Annotated in this window: 26 protein-coding genes and 1 pseudogene; 18 read left to right on the plus strand and 9 right to left on the minus strand. The window is 37.9% G+C overall.

Features of this window, described 5'->3' with window-relative positions:
• The first annotated feature begins 44 nt into the window (after positions 1–44).
• From N0M92_RS17815 to N0M92_RS17870, 12 genes are all read left to right on the plus strand, one after another.
• A complete protein-coding gene (locus tag N0M92_RS17815) occupies positions 45–737 on the plus strand; it encodes a response regulator transcription factor (RefSeq protein WP_260287072.1) in 693 nt (230 codons plus the stop codon).
• Positions 734–1732 carry a sensor histidine kinase gene (locus N0M92_RS17820; protein ID WP_260287073.1) on the plus strand — a complete coding sequence of 333 codons (999 nt, stop codon included), beginning with the start codon at positions 734–736 and terminating at the stop codon, positions 1730–1732. Before N0M92_RS17815 ends, N0M92_RS17820 begins: the two co-directional genes overlap by 4 nt.
• Before the next feature lie 111 nt (positions 1733–1843).
• Complete coding sequence (locus N0M92_RS17825) at positions 1844–2605, plus strand: ABC transporter ATP-binding protein (protein WP_260287074.1); 762 nt, start codon at positions 1844–1846, stop codon at positions 2603–2605.
• Positions 2595–4442: an ABC transporter permease gene (locus tag N0M92_RS17830; protein WP_260287075.1), complete on the plus strand. Its 1848-nt coding sequence runs from the start codon at positions 2595–2597 to the stop codon at positions 4440–4442. Before N0M92_RS17825 ends, N0M92_RS17830 begins: the two co-directional genes overlap by 11 nt.
• A gap of 86 nt (positions 4443–4528) precedes the next feature.
• Positions 4529–5488 (plus strand): DUF418 domain-containing protein, encoded by a 960-nt coding sequence (locus tag N0M92_RS17835; RefSeq protein WP_260287076.1) that lies wholly within the window; start codon positions 4529–4531, stop codon positions 5486–5488.
• Positions 5489–5604: 116 nt separating this feature from the next.
• Positions 5605–5937 (plus strand): YxeA family protein, encoded by a 333-nt coding sequence (locus N0M92_RS17840; RefSeq protein ID WP_260287077.1) that lies wholly within the window; start codon positions 5605–5607, stop codon positions 5935–5937.
• Between the two features lie 719 nt (positions 5938–6656).
• Entirely contained in the window at positions 6657–8486 is a 1830-nt protein-coding gene (locus tag N0M92_RS17845) for a ribonuclease YeeF family protein (RefSeq protein ID WP_260287079.1), read from the plus strand.
• A gap of 4 nt (positions 8487–8490) precedes the next feature.
• Positions 8491–8772, plus strand: coding sequence for a hypothetical protein (locus N0M92_RS17850; RefSeq protein ID WP_260287080.1), 282 nt, complete (start codon positions 8491–8493; stop codon positions 8770–8772).
• 139 nt (positions 8773–8911) lie between these two features.
• On the plus strand, positions 8912–9367 hold the full coding sequence (locus N0M92_RS17855) for an SMI1/KNR4 family protein (protein WP_260287081.1): 456 nt from the start codon (positions 8912–8914) through the stop codon (positions 9365–9367).
• Positions 9368–9605: 238 nt separating this feature from the next.
• Positions 9606–10115: an ankyrin repeat domain-containing protein gene (locus N0M92_RS17860; protein WP_260287082.1), complete on the plus strand. Its 510-nt coding sequence runs from the start codon at positions 9606–9608 to the stop codon at positions 10113–10115.
• A 306-nt stretch (positions 10116–10421) separates the two neighbouring features.
• Positions 10422–10718: a hypothetical protein gene (locus N0M92_RS17865; RefSeq protein ID WP_260287083.1), complete on the plus strand. Its 297-nt coding sequence runs from the start codon at positions 10422–10424 to the stop codon at positions 10716–10718.
• A 482-nt stretch (positions 10719–11200) separates the two neighbouring features.
• Complete coding sequence (locus N0M92_RS17870) at positions 11201–13999, plus strand: DEAD/DEAH box helicase (RefSeq protein ID WP_260287084.1); 2799 nt, start codon at positions 11201–11203, stop codon at positions 13997–13999.
• Positions 14000–14004: 5 nt separating this feature from the next.
• Here N0M92_RS17870 and N0M92_RS17875 read toward each other — a convergent pair whose 3' ends face one another.
• From N0M92_RS17875 to N0M92_RS17890, 4 genes are all read right to left on the minus strand, one after another.
• On the minus strand, positions 14005–14418 hold the full coding sequence (locus N0M92_RS17875; RefSeq protein WP_260287085.1) for a (deoxy)nucleoside triphosphate pyrophosphohydrolase: 414 nt from the start codon (positions 14416–14418) through the stop codon (positions 14005–14007).
• 271 nt (positions 14419–14689) lie between these two features.
• Positions 14690–15082, minus strand: coding sequence for a hypothetical protein (locus N0M92_RS17880; RefSeq protein ID WP_260287086.1), 393 nt, complete (start codon positions 15080–15082; stop codon positions 14690–14692).
• 17 nt (positions 15083–15099) lie between these two features.
• Entirely contained in the window at positions 15100–15318 is a 219-nt protein-coding gene (locus tag N0M92_RS17885) for a helix-turn-helix transcriptional regulator (RefSeq protein ID WP_260287087.1), read from the minus strand.
• 158 nt (positions 15319–15476) lie between these two features.
• Positions 15477–17435 carry an oxidoreductase gene (locus N0M92_RS17890; protein ID WP_260287089.1) on the minus strand — a complete coding sequence of 653 codons (1959 nt, stop codon included), beginning with the start codon at positions 17433–17435 and terminating at the stop codon, positions 15477–15479.
• A 335-nt stretch (positions 17436–17770) separates the two neighbouring features.
• Between N0M92_RS17890 and N0M92_RS17895 the strand changes: the two genes are divergently transcribed.
• The 3 genes from N0M92_RS17895 to N0M92_RS17905 all read left to right on the plus strand — a co-directional run bounded on the left by N0M92_RS17895 (position 17771) and on the right by N0M92_RS17905 (position 21376).
• A complete protein-coding gene (locus tag N0M92_RS17895) occupies positions 17771–19537 on the plus strand; it encodes a sigma-54 interaction domain-containing protein (protein ID WP_260287090.1) in 1767 nt (588 codons plus the stop codon).
• Between the two features lie 96 nt (positions 19538–19633).
• The gene (locus tag N0M92_RS17900; protein ID WP_214793556.1) at positions 19634–19774 is read left to right on the plus strand and encodes a hypothetical protein; all 141 of its coding nucleotides are present in this window, start codon (positions 19634–19636) and stop codon (positions 19772–19774) included.
• Positions 19775–21376 carry a sodium:solute symporter family protein gene (locus N0M92_RS17905; protein WP_260287091.1) on the plus strand — a complete coding sequence of 534 codons (1602 nt, stop codon included), beginning with the start codon at positions 19775–19777 and terminating at the stop codon, positions 21374–21376.
• Positions 21377–21700: 324 nt separating this feature from the next.
• On the opposite strand, the gene N0M92_RS17910 is transcribed toward N0M92_RS17905, so the two are convergent.
• Both N0M92_RS17910 and N0M92_RS17915 read right to left on the minus strand, forming a co-directional pair.
• Positions 21701–21850, minus strand: a complete 150-nt coding sequence (locus N0M92_RS17910) for a hypothetical protein (RefSeq protein ID WP_260287092.1) — start codon at positions 21848–21850, stop codon at positions 21701–21703.
• 67 nt (positions 21851–21917) lie between these two features.
• A complete protein-coding gene (locus N0M92_RS17915) occupies positions 21918–22046 on the minus strand; it encodes a hypothetical protein (protein WP_260287093.1) in 129 nt (42 codons plus the stop codon).
• A gap of 727 nt (positions 22047–22773) precedes the next feature.
• On the opposite strand from N0M92_RS17915, the gene N0M92_RS17920 reads away from it, so the two are divergent.
• Positions 22774–24228 (plus strand): Msr family ABC-F type ribosomal protection protein, encoded by a 1455-nt coding sequence (locus tag N0M92_RS17920; RefSeq protein ID WP_260287094.1) that lies wholly within the window; start codon positions 22774–22776, stop codon positions 24226–24228.
• A gap of 71 nt (positions 24229–24299) precedes the next feature.
• Here N0M92_RS17920 and N0M92_RS17925 read toward each other — a convergent pair.
• Positions 24300–24551 (minus strand): annotated as a pseudogene (locus tag N0M92_RS17925) (L,D-transpeptidase); the annotation flags it as partial.
• Between N0M92_RS17925 and N0M92_RS17930 the strand changes: the two are divergent.
• On the plus strand, positions 24496–24636 hold the full coding sequence (locus tag N0M92_RS17930) for a hypothetical protein (protein ID WP_260287130.1): 141 nt from the start codon (positions 24496–24498) through the stop codon (positions 24634–24636). The pseudogene N0M92_RS17925 and the gene N0M92_RS17930 sit on opposite strands and share 56 nt — an antisense overlap.
• 33 nt (positions 24637–24669) lie before the next feature.
• Positions 24670–24852 carry a hypothetical protein gene (locus N0M92_RS17935; protein WP_260287095.1) on the plus strand — a complete coding sequence of 61 codons (183 nt, stop codon included), beginning with the start codon at positions 24670–24672 and terminating at the stop codon, positions 24850–24852.
• Positions 24853–24930: 78 nt separating this feature from the next.
• Here N0M92_RS17935 and N0M92_RS17940 read toward each other — a convergent pair whose 3' ends face one another.
• Both N0M92_RS17940 and N0M92_RS17945 read right to left on the minus strand, forming a co-directional pair.
• Positions 24931–25443: a hypothetical protein gene (locus N0M92_RS17940; protein WP_260287096.1), complete on the minus strand. Its 513-nt coding sequence runs from the start codon at positions 25441–25443 to the stop codon at positions 24931–24933.
• A gap of 18 nt (positions 25444–25461) precedes the next feature.
• Complete coding sequence (locus N0M92_RS17945) at positions 25462–25956, minus strand: hypothetical protein (protein ID WP_260287097.1); 495 nt, start codon at positions 25954–25956, stop codon at positions 25462–25464.
• Between the last annotated feature and the right edge of the window lie 51 nt (positions 25957–26007).

Genomic DNA, 26007 nt, shown 5'->3' on the forward strand with positions numbered 1-26007 from the left:
GTTAAAAATAATAAAAACCCTGGAACTTTTTGAAGGAGAATTTGATGTATAAGATATTAATTGTTGAAGATGAAATGCATATTGCCAATGCATTAAAAAACCATTTTGGGAAATACGGCTATGACTGCCACATTATAGTGGATTTTGAAAAGGTGCTCGATGTTTTTCAAGATTTTCAACCGCACCTTGTCATAATGGACATAAATCTCCCTTACTTTGACGGCTATTATTGGTCTCGCAAAATAAGAAAGGTATCGAATTGTCCTATCATAATTCTCTCAGCTAGGATGAGTGAGCTGGATCAAGTGTATGGAATTGAAAATGGGGCAGATGATTTCATTACAAAGCCTTTTTTAATGGATGTTGTAGTGGCAAAAATAAACGGCCAAATTCGTCGTGTATACGGTGAATATGCACAAGAATCGCAAACTCACATTTTAAAAGAGGGAGACACATCTTTAAACTTGGATACTGTTCGATTATATACATCTTATGGTGAGGAGCTATTGACTGTAAAGGAACTTCAGCTTTGTAGAATCCTTCTTGAAACATTCCCTAATGTTGTCACAAGGCAACAGTTGCTTACATCTATTTGGGATGAAGAGGCGTTTGTAGAGGAAAATACGCTTACCGTTAATATTAAAAGGTTGAGAAAGAAGCTAGAAGCGATTAATTCTTCGCTTGAAATTATAACAATCCGGGGAATTGGCTATCAGTTAAGGGAGAAAAGCATATGAAGCTGTTTTTACGGGATCATTTAAGCTTTATTATCCTATATATTATTTCATTTATTAGCTTGCCAATTGTCATTCAGCGGCTGGATGGTTTGGAAAATCATTATGCATATTTTGTCTTTTTATCCCTTACATTCCTAGCCATTTTCCTGTTCATTCGTTATGTACGCCGAAAAAAAATGTATCTACATTTAAATGGCAAGAATATGACGACAGACAGCCTTTTGATTTACCAGCCGGCTGCTCCAATTGAAAAGGAATATGCGGCACAAATGCAATCCATACAGTCCCTCCTCCTTTCAAAAGAAGCCGAGCATAAAGCTGTATTAGATGAACAGCAATTGTTGATTTCTCATGCTGTTCATCAAATGAAAACGCCCCTTTCTGTCATTCAATTGCTAGTACAATCCAATCAGTCGAAGGAACCAGGTTTACTTGTGGAATGGCTAAAAGTTAAAGCAGAATGCGATAAACTGAATTTCTCTTTAAATCAGCTGCTGACTTATAGCCGCTCCACGAAATTATTAGCAGATCTAAAGATAGAGCCGATTCCATTAAAAGGTGTCATACAGGAAGTGGTTAATGATTTAAAGGATTACTTCATTGAGGAAGAAATCTTTCCAAAAATTACGATACAAGATGACGTATGGATCTATTCGGATCGTAAATGGACAAAGGTTGTGATTTACCAGCTATTGAGTAATGCTGTCAAATATGGAGAGAAGCAATCTTCCGTTATGATTCATTATGACAATGGTCAACTATTGATCAAAAACAAAGGGGAAACGATAGCTGCAAACGAAATAAACCGTGTTTTTGAATTGTTTTACACAGGTACGAAAGGCCGTACTAAGGTTGAAGCGACTGGTATCGGGCTTTATTTAGTAAAAAAAATTCTGTCAACATTAAATCATCCATACAAGTTATATTCCGCCCATCATGAAACAACTTTTATCATTGATTTTTCGGGAAATATAGAAACGGCTGCCAAAGGTTAGCCGTTTTAATTATGACAATTTTGTCATCTTGCTGTCATGTTCAAAGATTTTAGGGAGCAGGAGGAGAGGCTATACTAAAAGCAACGAAAGATACAAAGGAGTGAATTGCATATGGCAAACACGATTTTAGGCGTAAAGCAACTTCAAAAAGAATACACAGGAGAAATCACATATAAGGCATTAAAAGGGATCGATTTTCATTTAGCTGAAAATGAATTTGTTGCCGTGATGGGACCATCTGGCAGTGGGAAAACAACATTCCTTAATTGCATTTCCACAATTGATCGGCCTACCAATGGGATTATTACCATCAATTCCAAAAATCCATATGAGTTAAATGAGGATGAATTGGCAAAATTTCGAAGAACAGAACTTGGTTTTGTTTTTCAAGATTTTAACCTGGTTCATACATTAACAGTAGAAGAAAATATTTTATTGCCATTGACACTTGATTCCATAGATGAGAAAGAAATGAAACAGCGTTTAACGAATATTATCGATTTTTTGGGGATTGGAGAGATTTTAAAAAAGCGTACATTTGAAATTTCAGGAGGACAGAAACAACGTGTGGCGATTGCAAGAGCGGTCATTCATGAACCAAGCTTATTGCTAGCAGATGAGCCAACTGGAAACTTAGATTCTAAAGCCGTAAATAATGTGATGGGATTGTTTGAATCGATTAACAAGTCTTTTAACACAGCCATATTAATGGTGACGCATGATGCTTATGTTGCCAGTTTTGCCCAGCGTGTCATTTTTATAAAAGACGGTGTTCTTTTTAATGAGATACATCGGGGTAAAAGCAAACAGCAATTTTATCAAGAAATTATGGATACCCTCACGTTTTTAGGCGGTGGTCGGCATGAGTTTTAATCATATTGTCGTCCAAAATATTTTACGAGACAAATCGACGTATATTTCTTACTTTTTAAGCAGTGTGTTCTCGATTCTCATCTTTTTTCTTTTTTCGACAACAGCTTTCCATCCGATGATGGCGGAAGTTGATACCACAAGCACACTGGGAATAACAATGATGCTTGCCAGCTTCTTTATTTATATTTTCTCATTTGTCTTTATCATTTATTCGCTGTTTGCTTTTTTAAAAAAGAAAACAAAAACGCTTGGCGTATTTATGATGACGGGTGCCTCCATGAAGCAAATCCGCAAAATGGTTTTTAGAGAAAATATGCTTGTTGCCGGAGCAGCAATTATCACAGCGATTGCACTCGGACTTATCATCGCACCGTTATTTTTAATGGTGGCTAAAAGGATATTACGTGCGGATAGCTTTGGTATGTATGTACCCTTACAATCCATCATGTTAACGATTGTTTTATTCGGTATTTTATTTATTGTTGTATCAAAATGGATGACACGCTTTATTAAAAAAGAAGAAATCGTACAGCTCTTAAAATCAGATGTGACACAGGAAAGGCTCATTGCATCAGCACCATTGAAACTAGTGCTATCCGCTATTGTCAGTGCCTTTTTACTCGTGTCAATAATCAAGGAAATGAGTTGGATAAAGTCTTTTGAATCGCTCGGCTATATTGCTCTAATTGCCAGCCTATTATTATCCCTTTATTTCATAATTACTCAAGGTGCGCTGCGGGCCATTCGTCTATTGCAAAGAAGACCATCATATTTTCGAAAAACGAATATGCTGTTTGTTTCCAACTTAAAGGCAAAAGGACGTTCCCATGCGCATATCATATACCTTTTAACGGTTTTACTGCTTGGTGTTTTTGTATGTACAAGCGTTCTATATAGCTCCTACTATAATGTGAAGGAAAATACTGAGGCCGTATATCCTTACAGCTTCCAATATATCTCCCTTCCTAGTAACACATCGGAGGCCGAGAAGGAAGATATTACGTTTATTGAAGAAACATTAGGCAAAGAAGGGAAGTATACTGCCGATTATTCAGCCTTCAAAGCCGAGGATGAACATCGGATTGGCTTTATGTCCGTTTCGAATTATAATGCTCTTGGTTTGCATAAGCCGATAAAACTAGGGGATAACGAGTATTATGTTGCAGCCGGTAATGAGGGGGTACGTCCAAATACTGAAATCATTCATGATTACCCGTTTGGAGAACTTCATTATGCCGGTCTAGAAGAAAAAAATATTTTATCAACAGGTTTACGAAATGCATATTTTATCGTTCCTGATGACGTATATGAAACCATTGATTATCCAGTTTATAAAGTGTTTGCTTATGAGGCAGATCATTGGACGGACAAGGTAGAAGTAGCTGAAACCATTTTATCACGGGTTCATACAGAGCCGGATATTCGCTTAACAGCTTCTAAAATTGATTTATATGATGCGGAAAAATTTGTGAAGAGTATCATGTTTTTCATCGGATTTATGTTGAGTTTGATCTTTTTAAGCGCAGCAATGAGTATTCTTTATTTCTACCTGCAAACGTCACTCGCAGAAGAAAAGGAAAAATATGCGGGCATTCGAAAAATTGGTCTTTCTGTTAAAGAACTATCTTCTGTTGTAACGAGGGAGTTGGCCACTTTAACTTTTATCCCGTTTACCATCGCAGCTATTGTTTTATTTGTAGCGATGTTTAGTATGCGCAACTATATTTCATCTACATTCTATCAAATGACAGCGCTCGGTGTAGGTATATTTTTACTGCTATTTGTTATAAGTTTTTTCATCATTCGACGGAGTTATTTAAACAAACTGGCAAATTAATATGCAAACAGCAAATGGAAGAGGATTTCTTTTAATCCTCTTTCCATACTGTTATCTTAGACTACTTGATAGGCGGAGTGATATTTATGAAACGAATAGATGAATTAGATTTCTTGCGTGGCTTTGCCCTAATAGGAATTATTCTGATTAACATTACACAAATGATTAACTACCTTATCCCTGAACAGGGAACACTTGATTATGTTGTAAGGGTCGTTTTGGATTATGGCGTGGGTCAGCGATTTTTCCCGATTTTTTCTTTCTTATTTGGAATTGGCTTTTATCTGTTTCTATTCCGAGCCAACGCAAATGGGAACAATGGAAGAAAACTATTTATCCGTCGGTTGCTAATTTTATTAGCTATTGGATTTATTCATCATCTCTTCCAGCCAGGGGAAGCGTTACTTCCTTATGCCATATGCGGCTTTATTTTAATTCCATTTTATAAATTCAAACCTAAAACAAATTTTATAATCGCAGTCATTCTGTTGATTCCATCTCTTTGGATCGGCTATGTGTTTATGATTTTTACAATGTTTTTACTTGGTTTATGTGTTGGGCAATTACAAGTTTTTGAGAGTCTAAATAGGTATAAAAAGACCATTCGCCGACTGCAATTGATAGCTTTGGCAGCTATCCCAATATCTTTATACTTGCAGTACAGGATTACATCAACCACTGGTATGATCGATGTGGCTGGTACTGTTGGCGGACTCGCTGTCAGCCTGTTTTATGTTACAACGTTGACGCTACTTCTTCAGCGGACAACAGTAAAAAAATGGCTTTCTCCTTTGAAGAATATAGGGAGAATGGCATTGACAAATTATTTAATGCAAACTTTCTTGATTATATGCATTGACTCTATATTTAATTTGAACAATCATGTTCATTTAACAACATTAATAATGATTTCTGCAGGAATATTAATTCTTCAAATGATTTATAGTGCCATGTGGCTTAAGCGATTTAAGATGGGTCCGATCGAGTTATTATGGCGTATAGGCACATATGGAAAAGTGCCTCAGCACTACAAAAAAGGCGACTAACAGCGGAAATCTGGTTAAAAGTGAGATTTGAAAAATAAAAATATGGTTTTCAGCAGTAGCTACTGAATGAAGCATGTGACCTTCATTTGAAGCTTATCATACGAGGAGGAGTAAATATGAAAATTATTAAATCATTAGCGATATTTAGTTGTCTAGCGACTTTTATGTTAGTCGGTTGTGGTAAAAAAGAAGTGATGTATGAAAAAGATTATTATGTGCAAATCGATGAAGAAGCAGAACAAACTAATAATGAGGGGCAATATGTTTATAATGTAAAAGGATTCGATGAGAATGGGAAAGAAAAGGTTGTATATTTTTATGTTGAAGAACCATACAAAAAAGGAACGCTTTTACGTCTTCCTAGAAGTCTCGATGGATATACCGGAGATCCTGAGGTGATTGAAGCTGATGATTTGTCTAAAGAGGTTAAAAAGAAATTAAATCTATAAAAACTAGATTCAAGTAACGGGCAAGCATTACGCAAGCCCGTTGATTTTTATGTAGTGCTAATTCAACAGCTTTTAGGATTACACTTGTGTCATAACTCATATGAATAAAATGCTTTGCCTTCTCGATATCTTCATCGCTAGCTATTACAACCTCTAAATACCCTGTACCGTAATGACCGATATTACTTACATAACGAGTAAAGCCACTGTTAATTACGTTGTTTTTAATGGGTGTTAATTATCTACAATCTCATCACGTTACTATTGAATCTAATTTTTAATTAATCTCATTAAATATAAAGTGTAAATATGTGAAAAAATGAACTACTTCCCAACCTGCGCAACTGAAGAACTCGCATTGATGGTCAGTGTCGCTAGCCATCATTACAGCGTCTCAAATTGTTTTAGGCTTAGGTTAAGAGCTCACAACCTTGTTGGTTTGGGGTCTTTTTTTATTTAGAAAACCGGCTTTTAATCACCCAGCTTTTCTTTTGGTCAGCGCGTCTTTTCGCTTGTCGTGTAAGTACTTGCATCAATCATTCACATTGGTAAGAATGAACCTATTGATAAAACAATTGTTTAGTGAAATCCCCTTCAATTCTTGAATAAATATAGAAACTCTTCTAAAATATATTTAGTCCATAATTTTACAGTGAATAAAAATATTACATATAAATGAAATCAAGTTATAAGAAAAGTAGTTGAAAGGACTTTCTATTATGTCGATGATTTACGAATCTCAAACACTAGTCTCTGCCATGCAAACGCGTGTCGGACAATATAAGGATCTTAAAGAACAGCTCACGGAATTAAAAAAAGGATTTAGGAGTATCGTTCATTTGGATGATGAGCTGCAGGGCCAAGGCGCAGAGGCCATTAAAGGATTTTACAAAGCACAGATCGATGTTGTGGATTCTTGGCTACGTCTGATCGATCGGCATGTTGCCTTTTTAAGTGGAGTTCAAGGAGATACAATCGAAGCGAACCTGAGTGAAACCGTGGTCACGGTCCCTTTTTTAGAGGAAGAGCTGGAAAGCGCCAGTCGAAATTCCAAGGAAATGGTCACAGCCCAAAAAAATGATTTGAAAAAAATAATGGCTGGAATTGATGATATCATTCAGTTAGAACCCTTTTCCGATGATGCGTTCTTTGAGAATATGGAGAAAGCTGAAAGGAAACGGAACCAAACGATAGACAAAGTAAACGAAATCGATCATAGGTGGACGGCTGAATATGCCAAATCAGAAGCGGACCAAGCGGCAGTGACGGCACTCATGGAGCAATTGAAAGTCTCCAGCACAAGGGGAGGAGTAGTATCCCCTCTCTACTTTAATGCCACAGCCTATAAAAATAGTGAAGCCTATAGAAACCTGGAAGTCAGGAAAAAAGAGAGCGCGCAATATCTGAAGGTTAAGAAAGAGGAAGCGGAGAATCGCCGGATCAAGGATTTGAAGGCACAACTAGAACATGTAACAGATCCAGATGAGTTCCTCAAAATCGCCAAAAAGATCGGGTATGAAAACTTAGCGCCCACCCAGCAGCAATATGTCATGCAGCTAGAATCGGCTAAGCAAACAGCAGACATTGCAAAAGGAATCGGCGTAGGCCTTTTTGATGTAGGAAAAGACTTCGTGACAGGAGTTTGGGACTTTGTCACAGACCCTGGGGAAACGGTCGAAGGTGTAGCAAACTCAATCATGCACCCGATTCAAACCTATAAATATATATCAAAATCCATCTCCGACTCATATGAACGGGATATGGTAAATGGCGATGCCTATTCCCGGTCTCATTGGGTAACCTATGCCCTCGGAACAGTCGTCACATCAGTAGTAGGAACAAAAGGCGCAGGAGCCGTAACGAAAACTGGTGTAGCGACAACCAAAGCCGCTGCAGTTAAAGGCGTTACGAAGGCAAAAGAACTGGCCTCAATTCCTAACCTATTGCCATACAATCCTAAAAACCAACTGTCGTTGGCAGGGGGTGTACCTTATAATGTGGTTAATGGTGCTGGATTAAAAGAACAGTTAATTTCTATGGCGAAAGTGGAGTCTGAGATTAGTGGTAGGGGAATAGTTAATCAAGGTAGTAATTTATATAGAGGGGATAGTTTACTACATTCTCCTAAAAGACCTAATGGAATAGGTAAGCCTTTTATTGCAGAGTCAGGTAATTTGGTTCCTGCAAACCCTTCGGGATTGTATAAAGGACGTCAAGTTACTGTTACAGAGCACATTTTAGGTGGTTTTAGAAAGGGGGCAAAATCGAATAGCCCTTATACCAGTTTTACGATTAACAAAAATATAATAGAAGGTTATGGGGATACTTTAATAGAATTAGATATCTCTGCATTGAGAAAAGCAATAAGAAACGGAGAAGTAAACAATGTTGCAGTACTATCTCAAAAGCAAATTAAGAAATTAATCAATAATGATTCTTCTTCTGATTTTTGGAAGAAAAGAGCGTTAACTTGGACCGAAAGGGATAATGAATATTTAATAAGAGGAGAAGTTCCTAGCAAGTTTATAATAATTTCTCCAAAGGAGTGAGGTTATGTTCTTATATTTCCGTAATGAATGTTTGGGTGAAATACAGAATGATTATAAAGAAGGCCTGTGGTTTTATGGATCTATCATAGCCAATGAAAATATAAAAAAATATAAAGATTTTCTAGCGGCTCTTGTTAATGAGGAGAAAGAATTCAAGGAAGATAGTTTTAATGAAGATTGGCTGAACGATGATAATTGGTTTATTATTGATGAGCATCAAAATAAAAAGGGAATATATTTACCGGCAATACATGAAGATGGGGAGATAAATTGGCGGTATAGATAAGTTAAAATTATGCCTTGAAAGCGTAGGTCTTTCAAGGCTTTTCTGAGTTAACCGTATTATTATGATTACCTTTTAAATGGATAACAAGAACCAATATATTTGAAAGGACTTTGAAATTCAATATTAGAAGGTGATTTTGGTGAAATATTCAGCTATACAGGAATTTATTAAGCAGTATGTCGAAGATGATGATTTTACGGGTGGAGTAAGTGAAGATCAAGTTAAAGAAACTGAAAAAAAATTACAAGTCCCATTACCGGAAAGCTACAAATGGTTCTTAAAAAACTATGGCTCAGGTGGAAGTTTTGGTATTGATATAATTGGATATGATTTAGTAGGTGCATCAGTAGTGACTGCTACCAAAGATCATCAAAAGTATTATGGTTTAATCGATGGACTTGTGGTTATAGAAGATATTGATGAATTTGCCTATTGCCTCGATACTAATAAAATGATGAATGGAGAATGCCCAGTTATTACGTGGGATAATCAGGAGGGGTATGGTGTTAAACTAGCCGATAATTTCTTAGACTATTTTATCGAACGCCTTGAAGAGGCAAAAGAAAACTGGGATGAAGATGAAGAAGATTGGTAAAAGCTGAGGGTAATAGTTATTTATCTTGTTATAAAGTAAGAATCGTTTTTATATAAGAAGAAGTGGATAGAGCCTTGCGAAAATCAAAGGGACTATCCATTTTTGGTTTATTTAGATTTGTTTGGGCACCTAACATAGTATTAATGCTTTGGGGAATGTTGTGAATTGACTAATGTCTATTGAAGCTCTTGAAAATTTAGGAGACATAGCTAGTACAAGAAATACAGGAGGTAATGTTATGGATGAAAAAAGTCTAAATAAAACTATAAGAAATGCTATTAAGCTTGGTGATATTAATGAAGTAAAGCGTTTAATAGGTGATAATCCAGAATCTTTACATTCAATGACACCATTTGGTACGTGGTTACATGTTGCAGCAAAGAAAGGACATTTTGGAATAGTAGAATATCTGATCCATAAAGGAATCGATGTTAATACAAAAGGTGATATATTTGATGCTTCTCCTCTAAGATTGGCTGCAGGAGCGGGGCATTTGGAGATAGTAAAGTATTTAATAGAGGCAGGCGCAGAATTAGATGTGACCTTAGTAAAAAGAAATCCATTATTTGGAGCGATTTATGGTGGGCATAAAGAAGTTGTGGAGTTTCTAGTTGAAAAAGGAATAGATATTTCAATTAGATATACGGGAGAGAATATTAAGAATATGGATGCATATGAATATGCTAGAGAATTTGGGCAAACAGAAATTGCTGAATATTTAAAGCAGAAGATGGATGAAAAAGAATAGAAAAGAGTTAATAGTATTGCTATGGGATAGTATAATAAATGGTTACAATGACTTTATAAGTTATTCTATCAAGAACCCGATAAAAGCACTTGGTTGCCTTTAGCAAACAAGTGCTTTTAGTAAGGTCTTAAGCGATATAAATAACAAAAAAGCGATTGAATATTGCCCTGAGTAAGTTAGTCTAACTTGGTCTTGAATTATGGAGGAGTCATTGGACGTGGTGTAAAAAGAGGTTCTACAAGTGTTGAAAATATGACTAATAGAAGGGAATAATATTCTAACCTACATGCTTTAGTTGAAAAATGTTTGATTCCTATTATACCGTTTCCCGAAATTAGTGACGCTACTAATAAGATTAATCATTTAATATCACAGGGGATATTTCAACTAGATATCGAAGAACAACAAATAATGTTAAGTAAACTTGTAGAAAAAATGAAAGAAAGAATAGATGAGGCGGATGCAACTGATTGTTCAAGACTATGTTGGTTATTATTAAAATTAGATTATTATGAGGAAGCCTCAAAGTACCTTGAGCTGGGGCTGAGTAAAGAACCTGATAATGATCATCTTAATAAGTTAAAAACCAGAATAGTTATATAAAAGTAGTAGTTAAATTATTTATTTATAAAAGATAATAAAACATCCCATTAGCGTTATTCTATTGGGATATTTTATTGGAAAAATCATTTCACCTATAACAAGTTATATATGACTAAGTTCTTATAAGTTCATTATAGGATATTTTAATTATTTAGATGAAGTGGAAAGAGTCTTCCTAATCGTAGAGATACCGTTTGAGTTTAGGCTATTTCAAAATGAAAAAATGGGAAAGGGAAAATTTATGTAGAAGCAAATGAAATTAGGGTTAAAAAATAGAAGAAACACTTCAATTGTAAAATCAATTTAGTATAAAAGGATATCCTTTTTAAAACATGTGTATGATACACTATTCCAAACATCAGTTGAAGAGAAACTTTCTCTGTTAATTACAAACCAGAAAAAATGTATTATTGTTTCTTGAGTTATTGAATTAATCATTTATATCTAAAAAACCTTATATATCAAACAGTCAGGAGCAAATCATGAGCATCGAGAAAAAGCTAATTGTCAATTCAGACAAGGGTAATTTATTAAATGAATTAATCTCTTCAATAAATGAGTGTGAAAAGTTTTATTTCAGCGTGGCCTTTATTAATTATAGTGGTCTTCAGCTTTTGTTGGATACTTTCAAGAACGCGGAAAAAAGGGGAGTAAAGGGGAAGATTATTACTTCTACTTATCTGAATTTTACTGAAGCGAAGGCGTTAAAAAAAATAAATGAGTTTAGTAATATCCATTTGAAGATTTTTGAAACGGATAAGGCGATTGGTTTTCATACGAAAGCGTATATTTTTGAATTTAAGGATAGTTATAAGGTGATTATTGGCTCTTCTAATATTACTCAAAGTGCCCTTAAGAGTAATATTGAGATTATTGCTAAAGAGGATGCTCAATTTCTTAAAGATGTATTAAAGGAATATGATGGATTATGGAATAGTAGTGTCGTTGCGGATGACAATTTTATTAGTAAGTATGAAGAGTTTCTGAGTAAATTAAAGGGCTATACGAATACGCAGCAATTTATTTATGAAAGCTCTGAATATATCATTCCTAATAACATGCAAAAACGTGCGGTTGAAAACCTTGAAAGAATTAGATCGTTTGGGGAAAAGAAGGCCTTAGTTATAGCAGCAACAGGTACGGGTAAAACGTATATGTCTGCTTTTGACGTAAAGGGATTCAAGCCTAAAAGATTACTGTTCATTGTACATAGAGAAGAAATATTAAAAAAAGCAAAAGAAACCTTTAAAAAGCTCCTTCCTAATGAAAAACTGACATCTGGATTACTGACTGGGAATCAAAAGCAAAAAAATGCTGATTATATTTTTTCTACCATACAAACGGTGTCTAAATGTTACGAAGAATTTAAACGAGACGAGTTTGAATATATTATTTTTGACGAGGCCCACCATGCAACCAGTCCTAGTTATCAAGCAGTGCTAGAATATTTCGACCCACAATTCACATTAGGAATGACAGCTACTCCAGAGAGAAGCGATCAACAAAATGTTTTTGACCTATTTGATAATAATGTTGCCTTGGAGGTTCGTTTACATGAGGCTTTAGAGGATGAACTGGTTATTCCCTTTCATTATTTTGGTATTACCGACATTGAGGGAATTGATTTAAGTGATGTAGATATTGACGATGTAGCGGAGATAACGAAGAGATTAAAGGTTAACGAAAGAGTCGACTTTATTAATAAGAATATGAATTTCTATGGCCATGACGGGGACAAAAGAAAAGGTTTAGGGTTTTGCGTAACTGTGGAACATGCACAATATATGGCACAAGAATTTAATAGTAGGGGTATTCAAAGTATCTGTTTATCTGGAAATGACTCAGTCGAGCAGAGATCGTATTATATAAAAAGATTAGAAGATGATCATGATGATTTAGAATTTATTTTCACCGTTGATATTTTTAATGAAGGTGTTGATATTCCTTCTGTAAATACCGTATTAATGCTAAGACCTACTAATTCGCCGATCGTTTTTATTCAACAGCTAGGACGGGGGCTACGTAAACATAAAGACAAGAGTTTCCTAACAGTTCTTGATTTTATCGGGAATCATAGTAAAACGTTCTTAATTGCCATCGCTTTGAATGGTAGTAGATATTATGATAAAGAGAGCTTGAAGGTTGCTATTGCAACTGGCTTTGCAAATATTCCAGGTTGTACACATATTCAAATGGATAAAATCTCTGAAGAACGGATATTGGCGCAGATTGATAAGGAAAACTTTAATTCTTTGAAGTATTTGAAGGAAGAGTACTTTGAATTTAAGAAAATGAATCAAGGTAAAATTCCTTTCTTATTAATGGATTATATGAAATTTGATGGAGCTCCAGATCCGATTAAGTTTATTAATGGCGAAAAAACCTATTTGCAATTTGTAGCAAAAGTAGAAAAAGAGGATTCCTTGAAAAGGCTATTACTAGACGAGGCTTTTGAAGGAGTAATAAGGGAATTATCGAGTAAGCTACCTTTAAAGCGAGTGTATGAGTTTGCGATTGCTAAATATCTATTGGATCATGATGAGATTACTTTAGAAACCGCAAAACAAGAGATATTGAAGTTAGTTAAAGAGGTAGATGAAGATAGCGTATTGCATGCCTTTCAGTGTCTAAATCAGGATTTTTATGATCCTGGTCAAAAAAAGAGGAACTTAAAGTTATTTGCACTTGAAAATGGTCATTTAACTAAGACATCTTCTTATCAAAGGGTTCTACAGAATGAAGAATATAGAACATATGTAGAAGATCTTATTATTTATGGAATCATTAGATATGAAAAGGAATTTAAAGAAGATTACTATGGTGTGCCACATTTGAAGCTGTATGAACAATATCAGATGGGTGATGCTGCATTACTATCGAATTATCGCAAAAGCCACAGTGCATTTAGGGGCTCTGGTTTACTTTCGAATGGAAATGACTATTTCTTATTTATTGATTTACACAAAGAAGAAGATATTAAAGAGAGCATAAATTACCACGATGAATTTATAAATGAGCGTATTTTTCAATGGCAGACTCCGAATAGTACAGCCCCAAGTTCTGAGAGAGGAAAGAATATTGTATTCAACCAGGATAGAGGGATACATTTACATTTATTTATTAGAAAGTATAAAGAAATAGATGGAAAGACAGAACCTTATATTTATATCGGGAAGGGTAACACCGTGGAATATGAAGGGGAAAAGCCGATTACCGTTACAATGGAATTAGAGAATGAGGTCCCAGCTAGTTTATATACGGAGTTTACTAAAAGAGTATAGTCTTCTCATTTGAGAAGACTATTTTTTTCATTGATTAATTGTTCCACAGCTGGAATGTCAGCAGGAGCCCATTTTAAAGAGCTTAGATTCTCTCGCTTTAACCATATTAGTTTTGAATGCTCATTGGCAGTTGGGGTACCTTCAATAATTCTACATTTTATAGACAGTAGGTTAATGATGAATGTTTCATATTCATGCGTATTATCATTAAAGATTGAAGTATCTGTTTCAACCTTACATTTTAATTCTTCATCAATCTCTCTTTTTAAAGCAGTAAAAAGATCTTCACCCTTTTCTACTTTTCCACCGGGGAATTCCCACATGTTCGGGATGCTCATATCTGGAGAGCGTAACGCACATAGTATTTCATCTTTTTCATTTTCAATAATGGCTGCAACTACTTTAACTTGCTTTTTCATGTTATCCTCCTATAGGTTTGCTCTATGTAATCATACCATTACGGTATATATAATTAAAAGAAACTGAAGGGGAATAATCAGAATAGAACAGTAAGATTGAAAATCACTAAAACTCTTGATAAATTGAATAAATTGATTGTTTTTCTAGCGCATTTAAAGATAATGATTTAATGATTGTTATGTAAAATCCTCCTTATAATTTTTTACCTTACAATTCTATAAGGGAGGATTTACTAACTTTTTTACAACCTATATGAAATTTTTTATTGAATTAGTGTACAAAACCTTGCACAATTTGGGAAATCATAAAAACCAACAAACTTGAAATAATAGCTCCGACCAAAATATTATAGCCTGATATAAAATCATTATAGAATCCAATTGTTCCTATCAATAAAAAAATCAGAATAAAAACATATGATATAGAGAGAGAAATTAGAATTTTGCGAAAAATACGTTGATCTGCAACAACGTAACTACTGTTCCACTTATCATTTTTCTTCTTGACTAAGAAATTGATTACTTGATAACCAATAACAAAAGAAGCTATCCCCCATAAAAACCATAGGTTACCATCATTTGTGAAATTTGAATAACATGAATATCCAAAGGAAAAGAATAAGTACATATAACCAACTAAAATCATCCACTTTTTCAAACGCATAAAGATCCCTCCTGATTTTAATTTGTTTTTTCTTCAAAAAAGAATAATTTATCAATTGGTTCATTTAATACAGCAGAGAGCATTAAAACAATTCCTATTGAGGGTTCGTATTTTTGTTTTTCCAAAGCAACAATGGTTTGTCTATGTACACCTATTCGATCCGAAAGTTCTTCTTGGGTAAAATCATGTAATCTTCGAAAATACCGCACGTTGTTTTTTACTTTTCCTCTTTTCAAATTTTTCACCTCTTATGTATAGTATTATATACAAAATGGATTGAAAATAATACATTTTAAAGGATAAAAAGATTGAAATGGAGAAAAAATGAGCCAGTCGTGCCAGACCTATATAATCAAAAAAGAGACACCCCCACCAAAGGAATGTCTCTCCCCTCCTATAAACTTATTGCACTCATCATCCCTTCATGCGTCGCTTCCTCAATAGTACGCGGTCCAAGGCAGTCCCCTATCTGTTTCACAACAGAAGCATGGCCTTTCATTTCTTCGAATAGTTCTGTATTGGGAATGCGGCCGAGGGAGAGGACGATGGAGTCCCAATCTGTTAGTTCTTCTTTTTGTTGGGTGAATAGGTTCCGGATGATGACGTGATCTTCTTTGATTGCTCCGATGTCGTAATGGGGTAGGAGTTTGACGTTTAGGTTGTATAGTTTTTTTAGGTATTCGTTCCTGAGATATTGGTGGACGGTTTCACCGATGTGCAGTCGTGATGAAATGAGTGTGACTCGATGTCCTTTTTCGGCTAGATAGATGGCTGCTTCCATGCCGGGCCAGTCGCCGCCGAAGTCGAATACGAGTACGTTGTCCCCAACTTTTTTTGTTGAGCTGAAGAGGTCATCACTCATGATGATCCGTGGGTCATCGATTCCTTCGATCGCTGGTGTATAGGGCCGTGAGCCGGTTGCACAGATGATGGCGTCCGGGTTCGCTTCGGATATTTCTTGGGCGGTGGCGGTCTTTCCTAATTGCACATTTATATTGCTTCTCATCAGTTTCCGGGAGTAGTTATCGAGCATCGATTCTGCCAGTTCATGCCGCATCGGCGCTTTGCGCATGGTGCGGAGCAGGCCGCCGATTGATTTGCTTTGATCGATCAGTGTAACGGAATGACCGAGGTGGTCAGCAGTTATGGCTGCTTGTAATCCGCCAGGACCGGCGCCGATGACCAGGACATTCTGTTTGTTTCTCGTTTTCTTTAATTCTGGTAATATCCATGCTTCTTTACCTGTTGTCGGGTTTTGGACACAGCCAATCGGCAGTCCTTTATGATAGTGACCGATACAGGCTTGTAAACAGCCTATGCATGCATCGATTGCTTGCAGGTCGCCGTTTTTTGCTTTGTTGGGCATGTCAGGGTCGACGATTAAGGCCCTAGTCATTCCGACGACATCGGCTTTTCCGGTGGATACGATCTGTTCCGCTTCAACGGGGTCGACGATTCGATTGCCGACAAATACAGGTACGGCTCCCGCCATCCTGATTTTGAATCCATGTGGAGATAGGTAAGCGTGCTTTATCGGTGATGGCGGCACGATATGTGTTGATCCCTCGAAGGTGCTTGAATCTCCGGCCGTGACATTGATGAAATCCAATCGGACTTTTTCCGCGAGATATTCGACGATTTGCACGGAATCCTTCATCGTGGTCCCGTCCATCGTCAGTTCATCCGAACTCATGCGAATGCCGACGGTAAAGTCTTCCCCGACTCTTTCCCATACCTTCTCCAATATTTCCACGATGAATCGCATTCGATTTTCAAAAGATCCGCCGTAGTTATCGGAGCGTTTATTTGTATGCACCGACCAAAACTGGGCAGGAAGATATCCGTGTGAACAGCAAATTTCGACTCCATCAAGTCCGCCTTCCTTTGCCAGCTGTGCTGAATGGGCGAACCCCTCAATCACTCCTTCAATATCTTCTAAACTCATTGGTTTTGGCATGACGCCGAAGCGCAGGCTGGGAACGGCTGATGGCGCCCATGCCGCATTTCGGTAGTCGCTCGATACAACTTCCCTTCCGCCATGAAATAGCTGCGAGAAAACCTTCGTTCCATACGTATGGAGCGTTTCGGAAATCTCTTTGTAGGCATCGACGATTCTTTCGTCATATCCTGCGATCGTTTTGGACGTTAGCATGCCGGATGGATGTACGGATGCCGCTTCAAGGATGATCAATCCGACGCCCCCTTTAGCACGGGCTTCATGATAGGCGACCATATCCGAAGTGGGGATTCCGTCCGTGACATGATTTGTTTGATGTGCTGTACTTAAGATCCGGTTTTTTAATTCAGTAGAACCGATCGTTAAATGGGTAAACAGATTCTTGAATTGAGCCATGATCATGACCACTCCCTAATGTTAGATAGAATGAGAGTATAGAGGACAATAACCTCTACCTATCCCTATACAGGTTCAATATGCAATAATCATGCCGTTCGGGAATTTGGGTTCATTATCGTTTTTTTACTTTGATAAAGAGGGTATGGCTCATGAATCTAGTATTTTATATATAGATAACTGAACCTTTTTTGAAAAGTGGTGATTCATAAAAGGTTCAGCTTTAAATTTGGTTGGTATATGGACATTCGTTGCTAATGAGAGGGGCGCTTATTTCTTTGCCGCCCAAAAAAGTGTAACAAAATCGGTTCGAAATCGAATGATGGGGTGATTGTGTGGATACGGAAGTAAAAAAAGAATCACTAATTGTATTTTCCGATATTTCTATTTTGGATATAAAATCCTTACTGAAAATCAATTCTTCTCCTTTTATTATCATGAAAAATCACTTGGAAATCCTCGGTATTTTAGAGGAAGGTTTCTTTTTGAAGAGATTGGATAGTGAGGGTCATGATCAAGAAATCACGGCCTATCTGAATACATCGTTTGTCGTTGTGGAGGATTTAGATAAGCTAAGTGAAGTGGATCTGTGCACCTATGATTTTGTGATTCAACATGGCGATAACCAATATAGATGCTATCCGATCACTGAAGTCAGGGAAATGCTGCTTGAACAGAAGATTAAGAGCTTAATAAGCTTAAATGAATCACTGTATGAAGAGCTTGAGGTGACAAGAAAGAAGGTCAAAGAGCTGACGCAAATCCTGGATTCCAGCTATGATGAAATTTTCGTGACCGATGCCAACGGGGACACGTTATTCGTGAGTGAAGCGTGCAAGAAGCTTACAGGGCTGCCGCCGGAGGCCTTTATTAATAAGAACATTAAAGAGTTAGTTGAAAAGGGATTGATCGTCAATTCGGTTACATTAAAAACGATGAAAACGAAAACGATCCATTCAGCGGAACAAACCTATCCGCATGGGCTGACTGTATTCTGCACCGCGAAGCCGATTTTTGATGAGGAGGGGAACTTATATAGAATTGTTTCGAATTCCAGGGATATTACGGAATTGGTTGAGATGAAGAGTAAATTGAACAGAGTGAATCTTCGAAACCAGCGGGCCCAGCATGAGAATTCGAGAACCGTTTCGTTCAATAACTTCATTACAAATTCCGATAAGATGATAAAGGTTTTGGAATTAGCTGAAAAAGTCGCACCGATGGATTCATCGATCTTCATCCATGGTGAAACCGGAGTCGGGAAAGGCGTATTAGCAAGGGCCATTCATGATCTTAGCAGTAGAAAGGATAAGAAATTCATTCAAGTGAATTGCGGCGCGATTCCATCGGCATTAATCGAATCCGAGCTGTTTGGCTACGAAAGCGGTGCATTCACGGGAGCCAATAAGCATGGGAAACAAGGGCTTGTTGAGAGTGCTGATGGCGGCACGCTGTTTCTTGATGAAATCGGGGAAATGCCGCTCGACATTCAAGTGAAAATCCTGCATCTGGTCCAGGAGAGAACGTTCATGAAGGTGGGAGGAACGAAGGAGAAAAAGGTGAATATTCGCATTATCTCCGCTACGAATAAAGACTTGAAGCAAATGATCAAACATAATCAGTTTCGTGAAGATCTCTATTATCGGCTGCATGTCGTTCCGATGGAAATACCGCAGCTGCGTGAGCGAAAGGAAGATATTCTATTATTGACCGATTATTTTCTGAAGAAATTCAATGAAAAGTACGGTCAATCCATCACGATCGATGATCATTCAAAGTTAATTCTGCAGCTGCAGGATTACCCGGGCAATGTTCGCGAATTGGAAAATGTAATTGAACAGATTGTCGTGACGGCTAGAAAACCTATCGTAACGATAGAGGATTTGCCTTCCGATTTAACCTACAAAGATACGGCGCTAGTCAATTTAACAGGAATCATTCCCTTGAAAAAAGCGTTAGAGGAAACGGAAAAGCAACTATTGTCCCAGGCCCTTTCCACCTATAAATCTACCCGAAAAATGGCCAAGGCCCTGGAGGTTAGCCAAACGACGATCATGCGCAAACTAGGCAAATACCAATTTAGCTATCATGATGATAAATAAAATTAACCTCTATTGAAATCTGAATATTCAAAAACTTGGTATGGATATTGCATATTTAACTATTGATTATTTCTATTTTGATAAGGGGGTCAAAAAATGGGTGAGTTGATTTTCTCTTTAAGTTATGGGGGTTCCTTAATTGTCATGGGGTGGATCACGAAGGTGTTCTTAGTGAAAATGAAAAAGAATCAAGAAGAAATAAAAGCAAAAGATCCGATCGAAAAGGTGGGGATGTAAGTGGCCTTTCTGCTTGGTATTATCATATCCTTTTGTGTGTATGTCTCGATCGGCATCTTTTTATTCAGGAAAGTGAAAAGCTCTGAGGAGTATTATGTTTCTGGACGTAGCGGAAACACATTGATGATAACGGGTACGCTTGTTGCCTCTTTCCTAAGTACGGTATCTTTCATGGGAGAAGCGGGATTTTCCTATGAAGGGTATCCGATCCTGCTGCTTATCCTCGTTATCTTTAATGCAAGCGGCTATATATTCGGGGTATTCCTGTTTGGCAGGTATTTAAGAAGAAGTAAATCATTGACCGTTCCTGAATTTTTTGGTAACCGCTTTCATTCCAAAAAGGTCCGGCTGGCAGCTGCCATCACGACGATTCTCGGAATCGCTGCATACTTGGTTGCCGTTACCCAAGGGGCAGCGGTTTTATTGGCCGAGGTTTCCGGTGTTTCCTATCCAATGGCCCTGGTGATCATGTGGGTCGTGTATTCATCCTTTACCATTCTCTCAGGTGCGAAGGGGGTCATGGTGAATGATACCGTGATGTTCTTTTTATTCTCGATTGCAACGTATATTAGCTTTCCTTATATTATAAAATCAGCAGGCGGTTTCCCTGATGCCGTTACTAAAGCGGCAAACCTGGCCGAACGGCCTGATTTATTAAGCTGGCATGGCATCACCGGATCTGGGGCAACGATGGGCACGCCTTGGGAAGCATTGGCCTGGGCAGTCATCATGGGCTTGGTCTGGGGCATTGTCATTGCAGTGAGTCCATGGCAAAGCAGCCGATATTTGATGGCTAAGAATGAACACGTAGCCATCCGAGCCGGCGTATGGGCAACTATATCCATTTTAACCGTCTATTTGTTCCTTCATATCAGCATCTCGACAATCACCACCATTAAAGCGGATATCGCCCCGACGGAAAAGGTATTCATTTGGGCAGCGATGAATATTGTCCCGACATGGCTTGGCGTCATCATCGTCAGCGGCATCATGGCTGCGGCATTATCCTCCTGTTCGAGCTTCCTTCAGATTATAGGAAGCAGCATAACACGGGATATCATGGAACAATCCCGGAAAAAGGAATACACCGATCAACATCTATTACGGGCCAGCCGCATTTCCATGGTCGTGATCAGCCTGATCATTCTATTGATTGGATTGTTCCAGCCGCCTGCCGTCATGTGGATCGGCTACTTTGCGGCTACATTATTTGCGGCATCATGGGGACCGATTGCCATATCAAGCGTATTTTCAAAGAAGGTAACGAAAGAAGGAGCCTTTTGGAGCATCGTATTCGGCTTCTTTGGCGTGATTCTCGGAGAAAGCCTCGGCATGTTCGGAATAAGCCTTCCCGTTTACCTCAATCCTGTCATCATAGGTTTAATCTTAAGCATAGGCGCACTTATCATTGGCTCTAAGTATGGAACGATCACCATCGAAGAAAGGGAGTTTCAAGCCAATATCCTTCAAACCCCCATTGAAATAGACGAGCAAAAAGAAATGAACATCACCCGCAGATACCCAACCTATTTAATGATCAGCGGCGTCATGATTATCATGGTTACGCTAGTGTTTTATTATTGGCCGATCAGTATGAATTGATGGAATGGCAGGGGAGATCCCTGTCATTTTTTTCTGAAAACTAGCTAAATTTCAAACTATGTATCACCATGACTATTTTTCTATGAATATTCACTTTAAAATGGGGGTATGTTATCCTTATTTTACATAAACTAAAAACAGCCCAATAAGGGAACATGAGGCTGACAACTAGCAAGAGTGGTTGGTCACAACTAATAACTCTTAATCAGAAGAATCAGAAGAAGAACCATTGCCATCTTGGAGGGATGAGTGGTTCTTTTTCCGTTTCTTGGCGAACGCAGACAGGAAAAGGTTGGCGTATTAGGCCTATTTCACTAGCTTAGATTAATTCCCTTTGTTTACAAGTGCGGCCAACATTTGAACAACATCACCTAAGTAGGCATTTATATTATAGGCAATGACTATAAGGCTTGCTGCAATAGCAACTAAAGAGTATGTCCTAATCAATTCTTGTTTTTCTGGATCAATTTTCACAAAGCATCTACTCCTTATTATTTCGATTTGGAACTATGCTTTATTGGAACAGAAACCATAAATAAAATCATTCAAAGGATTCTGTAGTTGTTTTTCCTTCAGTTGGAGCGTATTTATAGAATGTCATACCCGCTGACCCAAGAAGAATGATGGCTACAAGAACACCAGTAACCCACATGATAATTTTCTTGTTCATATTTTTCACTCCTTATAAGATTTTAAAAGAGCAGCCTGTTTTATTTTTGACATCCCCCCATACTGTCTTTAGCTTGTTGATCTATGTCTTCTTTATATGTATTTCCACTATTCTGTAGCTCTTACCTACTTAATTATTAATATTAACATGCAAAACTTAATTGTAAGATAATTACTTTTTGGAGAGTGAAATTTTGAATAAATTCATTCGGGAAACTGTTTTTTCACTTTTTGTTTCAAAAACCCGAAATCAAAACAAAAAGTCCAGAGTCATTAATCATCCGTTATATAAAACAATAATTATTGACTATTGGAAATATTCTGGTTAGAATAGGGGCAAGAATTGAAAGGAGCGATAAACGTGGCATTTTTACAACTATACTGATATACACACATATTATAGGAAAAAGCCACTTTGTATAAGGGGTTATTTGCTGTGTGTATAGGATGGATATGTTGTAGGAGTTTTGTCGTTCTACCGGGTATCTATGCCGTTTTTTTCAGTACACAGAGCCTTCTGTGTACTTTTTGTTTTGGCGGGATTTTTACATGATGATGTTACTTTTCACGAGTTTGGAAATTTCGAATATGTGATCATTCAGCGGTGACTTTGAATTAGGGGGAATGTACATTGCAGTTCTTATTATTCTTTTGATGCGAGCTTGAAATAGAAGCTCGTATCGATCCAAGCTATCGATACGAAATCAAAAATTTCGGAGGTAGCGAATATGGAACAAATATGCTTTGAATTAGAAAATGTCGAAGTGACATATTTAGATAAAGAGATATTGAAGATTGAACGATTGGCTGTACATCAATTTGACCGCATCGGCATCGTCGGGAAAAATGGTACAGGAAAAAGTACGTTATTGAAGTTACTTGCCGGGGAAATTCAACCGGCAAGCGGAAAAGTAAAGGGTTATGTTGATCGTGGTTATTTTGAGCAAGTAGAAGCGCCTGCTGTTACAGAGGCTGATCCGGCGTTACTGGGAAAATTGGCAGTTCCGCGAGATTCAGGATCGCTAAGCGGCGGTGAGCAAACAAAGCTGAAGCTTGCCCAATTGTTTACCCACCATTTTGAAGCGTTACTTATCGATGAGCCGACAACCAATTTGGACCAAGACGGCATTTCGTTTTTACTTGATGAATTACGCTATTTCTATGGTGCGCTTGTATTAATTAGTCATGACCGGGCTTTATTGGATGAACTTGTGACAACGATTTGGGAAGTGCATGAAGGCAAGGTACACGTATATTCAGGAAATTACAGCGAGTACATGGCACAGAAGCAGTTACAACGTGAACAACAGAGGCAGGCTCATGAACAATTCATAAAGGAAAGAAGCCGGCTTGAAAAAGCAGCGCAGGAAAAAATGAAAAAAGCTGAAAAAATCGCCCAAGCTGGAAGGTTATCGAAAAAAGAGGCGAATGCAAAACCGAATAAGACGTTCATGACGAAATCGAAAGGCACAAGCCAAAAAGCCGCACAACGTGCAGCGAAGGCAATTGAGCAGCGAGCGGAAAAGCTTCAGGAAGTCGATGCTGTACAAGAGGAAAGGCGAATCGTATTTCGCCAGTCAAAGCAATTGGAATTGCATAATAAGTTCCCGATCATGGCAGACCGATTGACTCTTCAAGTGAAGGAAAAAGTATTATTGGATGAAGTGAGTTTCCAGCTGCCGCTAGGTAAAAAAATAGCCATTACAGGCAGCAATGGCACCGGTAAAAGTACTTTGCTTCACCATATTGCAAATGATGGTGCAGGCTTGGCGCTTTCTCCAAAAGCGAAAATAGGTTACTTCCGTCAAATGAGCTATCGATTTGCAAGAGATGAAACGGTTCTGCAATTCTTGGAAAACCGCTCAGAATATGATGAAGGATTTTTAAGAAGCATCCTGCATTCGATGCAGTTTGTCGGGACGGATATACTGAAAAGTGTTCAGTCATTAAGTGGCGGCGAAGCGATTCGCCTCCAACTTTGTCAGTTGTTCTTAGGCGAATACAACATTCTGCTTTTAGATGAACCGACCAATTTTCTGGATATTTCGGCCATTGAAGCATTAGAACGTTTTATTGCGGCATATGAAGGGACGATCATATTTGTATCCCATGATCAAGCGTTCATAAACCATGTAGCGGATCTTCAGTATAAAATTCAGGCGAAGAAATTGGTTCAAGTGTGATTTTACGTTCATGCCAAAATAAGCCGATGGGGCAATTCCATCGGCTTATTTATCATCATTCCCTAAACACATTAAGGATGAATCGTCCCGATTGGAACAATCCTTGATAATTCCTCCACGTCCTGATTATGGATTCGAATGCATCCTTTTGATACGGCTTTACCAAGTGAGCTGGATCATCCGTTCCATGGATGCCATAGTGTTCTTTTGATAAACTCATCCACATTGTCCCGAATGGGCCTCCAGGGTTGGGGGGCTTTATTGATAATGATGAACTGTCCTACCGGTGTATCGGACAGCATTCTCCCAACGGCAATCGGATATTATTATTTTGCACCTGTTAACTTTTTTGAAGTGAACGTACGATTAAACCTTTGTCATCAGGAGAGAAAATTGGTTGTTTTCTAATATACTGCGAGGTGCTAGAGGGGGGGGGGCGTCATGTATAGTGTGGTCGAAACGGCAATGGAGAGCGGTTTAAGTCCCTATCATCATTTCCACTATTTGTATGAATCTCTACCAAACATAGATCTTATGAATAAAGAAGAGATAGATAAAGTTTTGCCGCGGTCATCTGATTTACCTTCTATATGCAGAGTGAAAAATGAAACAAACAAAAAGTAGGCCCGAAATACACCACTCGTGTAGTAAATTTAGGGCTGCTTGACGCTTTCTTTTTAGTTAGGGTTGGGTAGCCTAAGACTATTCTCTTGCCAATGTATTGGATTGCTTTACTTCCATTTGAATGGACTGGAAGGGTTCTTTTCCAAAGAAAGTTTGAGCTCTTTTAGCCATATCACTTAACATCACGTCATTCTCAATTAATTTTCCCCTTATGCGGTCTACCAATTGTAGGGCGTTTGGTCCTGTGATTTGCTTTGCTACACGCTCAAGGAGAACTTTCGTATCAACTGAGTATTTTTGTGCGAAGCTATGACACATCACCATATTTTTCCTGAGTGCATAAGAATATTCACTTGTAAAAGCCCTTCGGATGCATCCGCGTGTCCCGGCGTAACCGTATGAAATTTCGGAAGCGGCCCGATAAAAAAGAACCATTCCATCTGCGTGACTGGATTCTGGGTGCAATCGAAGTTCACTTATCAACGAAATTAAATGTTGAACCACTATTTTAGCTGACTCCGTTGTTTTCCACCATTCCATCAAATGTTGGTGATCTACCATACTTATTTCCATGGGTTGTGAATTAGGCAATATGCTCTTCTCTCCTTCCTATAGACGCGGGATTGCTTGAATATTCTGGATTCGTGCACGGATGATCTTCCATTCAGGTCCAAGAAAGGCTTTGCCGAGACGTATCGCTTCTTTGATTGATTCTGCGATTTGGCGGTTTAAATATCTACTTTGTTCAATCAAATAAAAAGTATCCGGCTTCGCACCTTTTACTGCTAGTTCAAAATTAGGGCTTAATTGTTTTTCGCTAATACGCAGTGTATCAAGTTCAAACACAAGCATATCCTTTGCAAGAGAAATGGATTCTCCTTGTTGTATCCTCATGATTGTTCCACGTACAGAATCAAATCCGTAGCCAATATCAGCTACTGAAGCGTGGTAAGGATTAAGCCCCGGTGCAGTCCGGATGGATGGAATATCTCGAAAACCTGTCGTAATGGAACAGACGACTTCTTTAGCAGCTAGACCTTTTTCTAAGGCTTTATCAATGGCTTCAAGATAAACTTCCCTGTGATTGGGGTAGATGTCATTCATTTGTTTCCCCCTTAGCATGATATGATTAGGACTTTTAAGAAATATACTCCC

It is taken from the genome of Peribacillus aracenensis, assembly GCF_025175645.1.
GTDB classification, from domain to species: domain Bacteria; phylum Bacillota; class Bacilli; order Bacillales; family DSM-1321; genus Peribacillus; species Peribacillus aracenensis.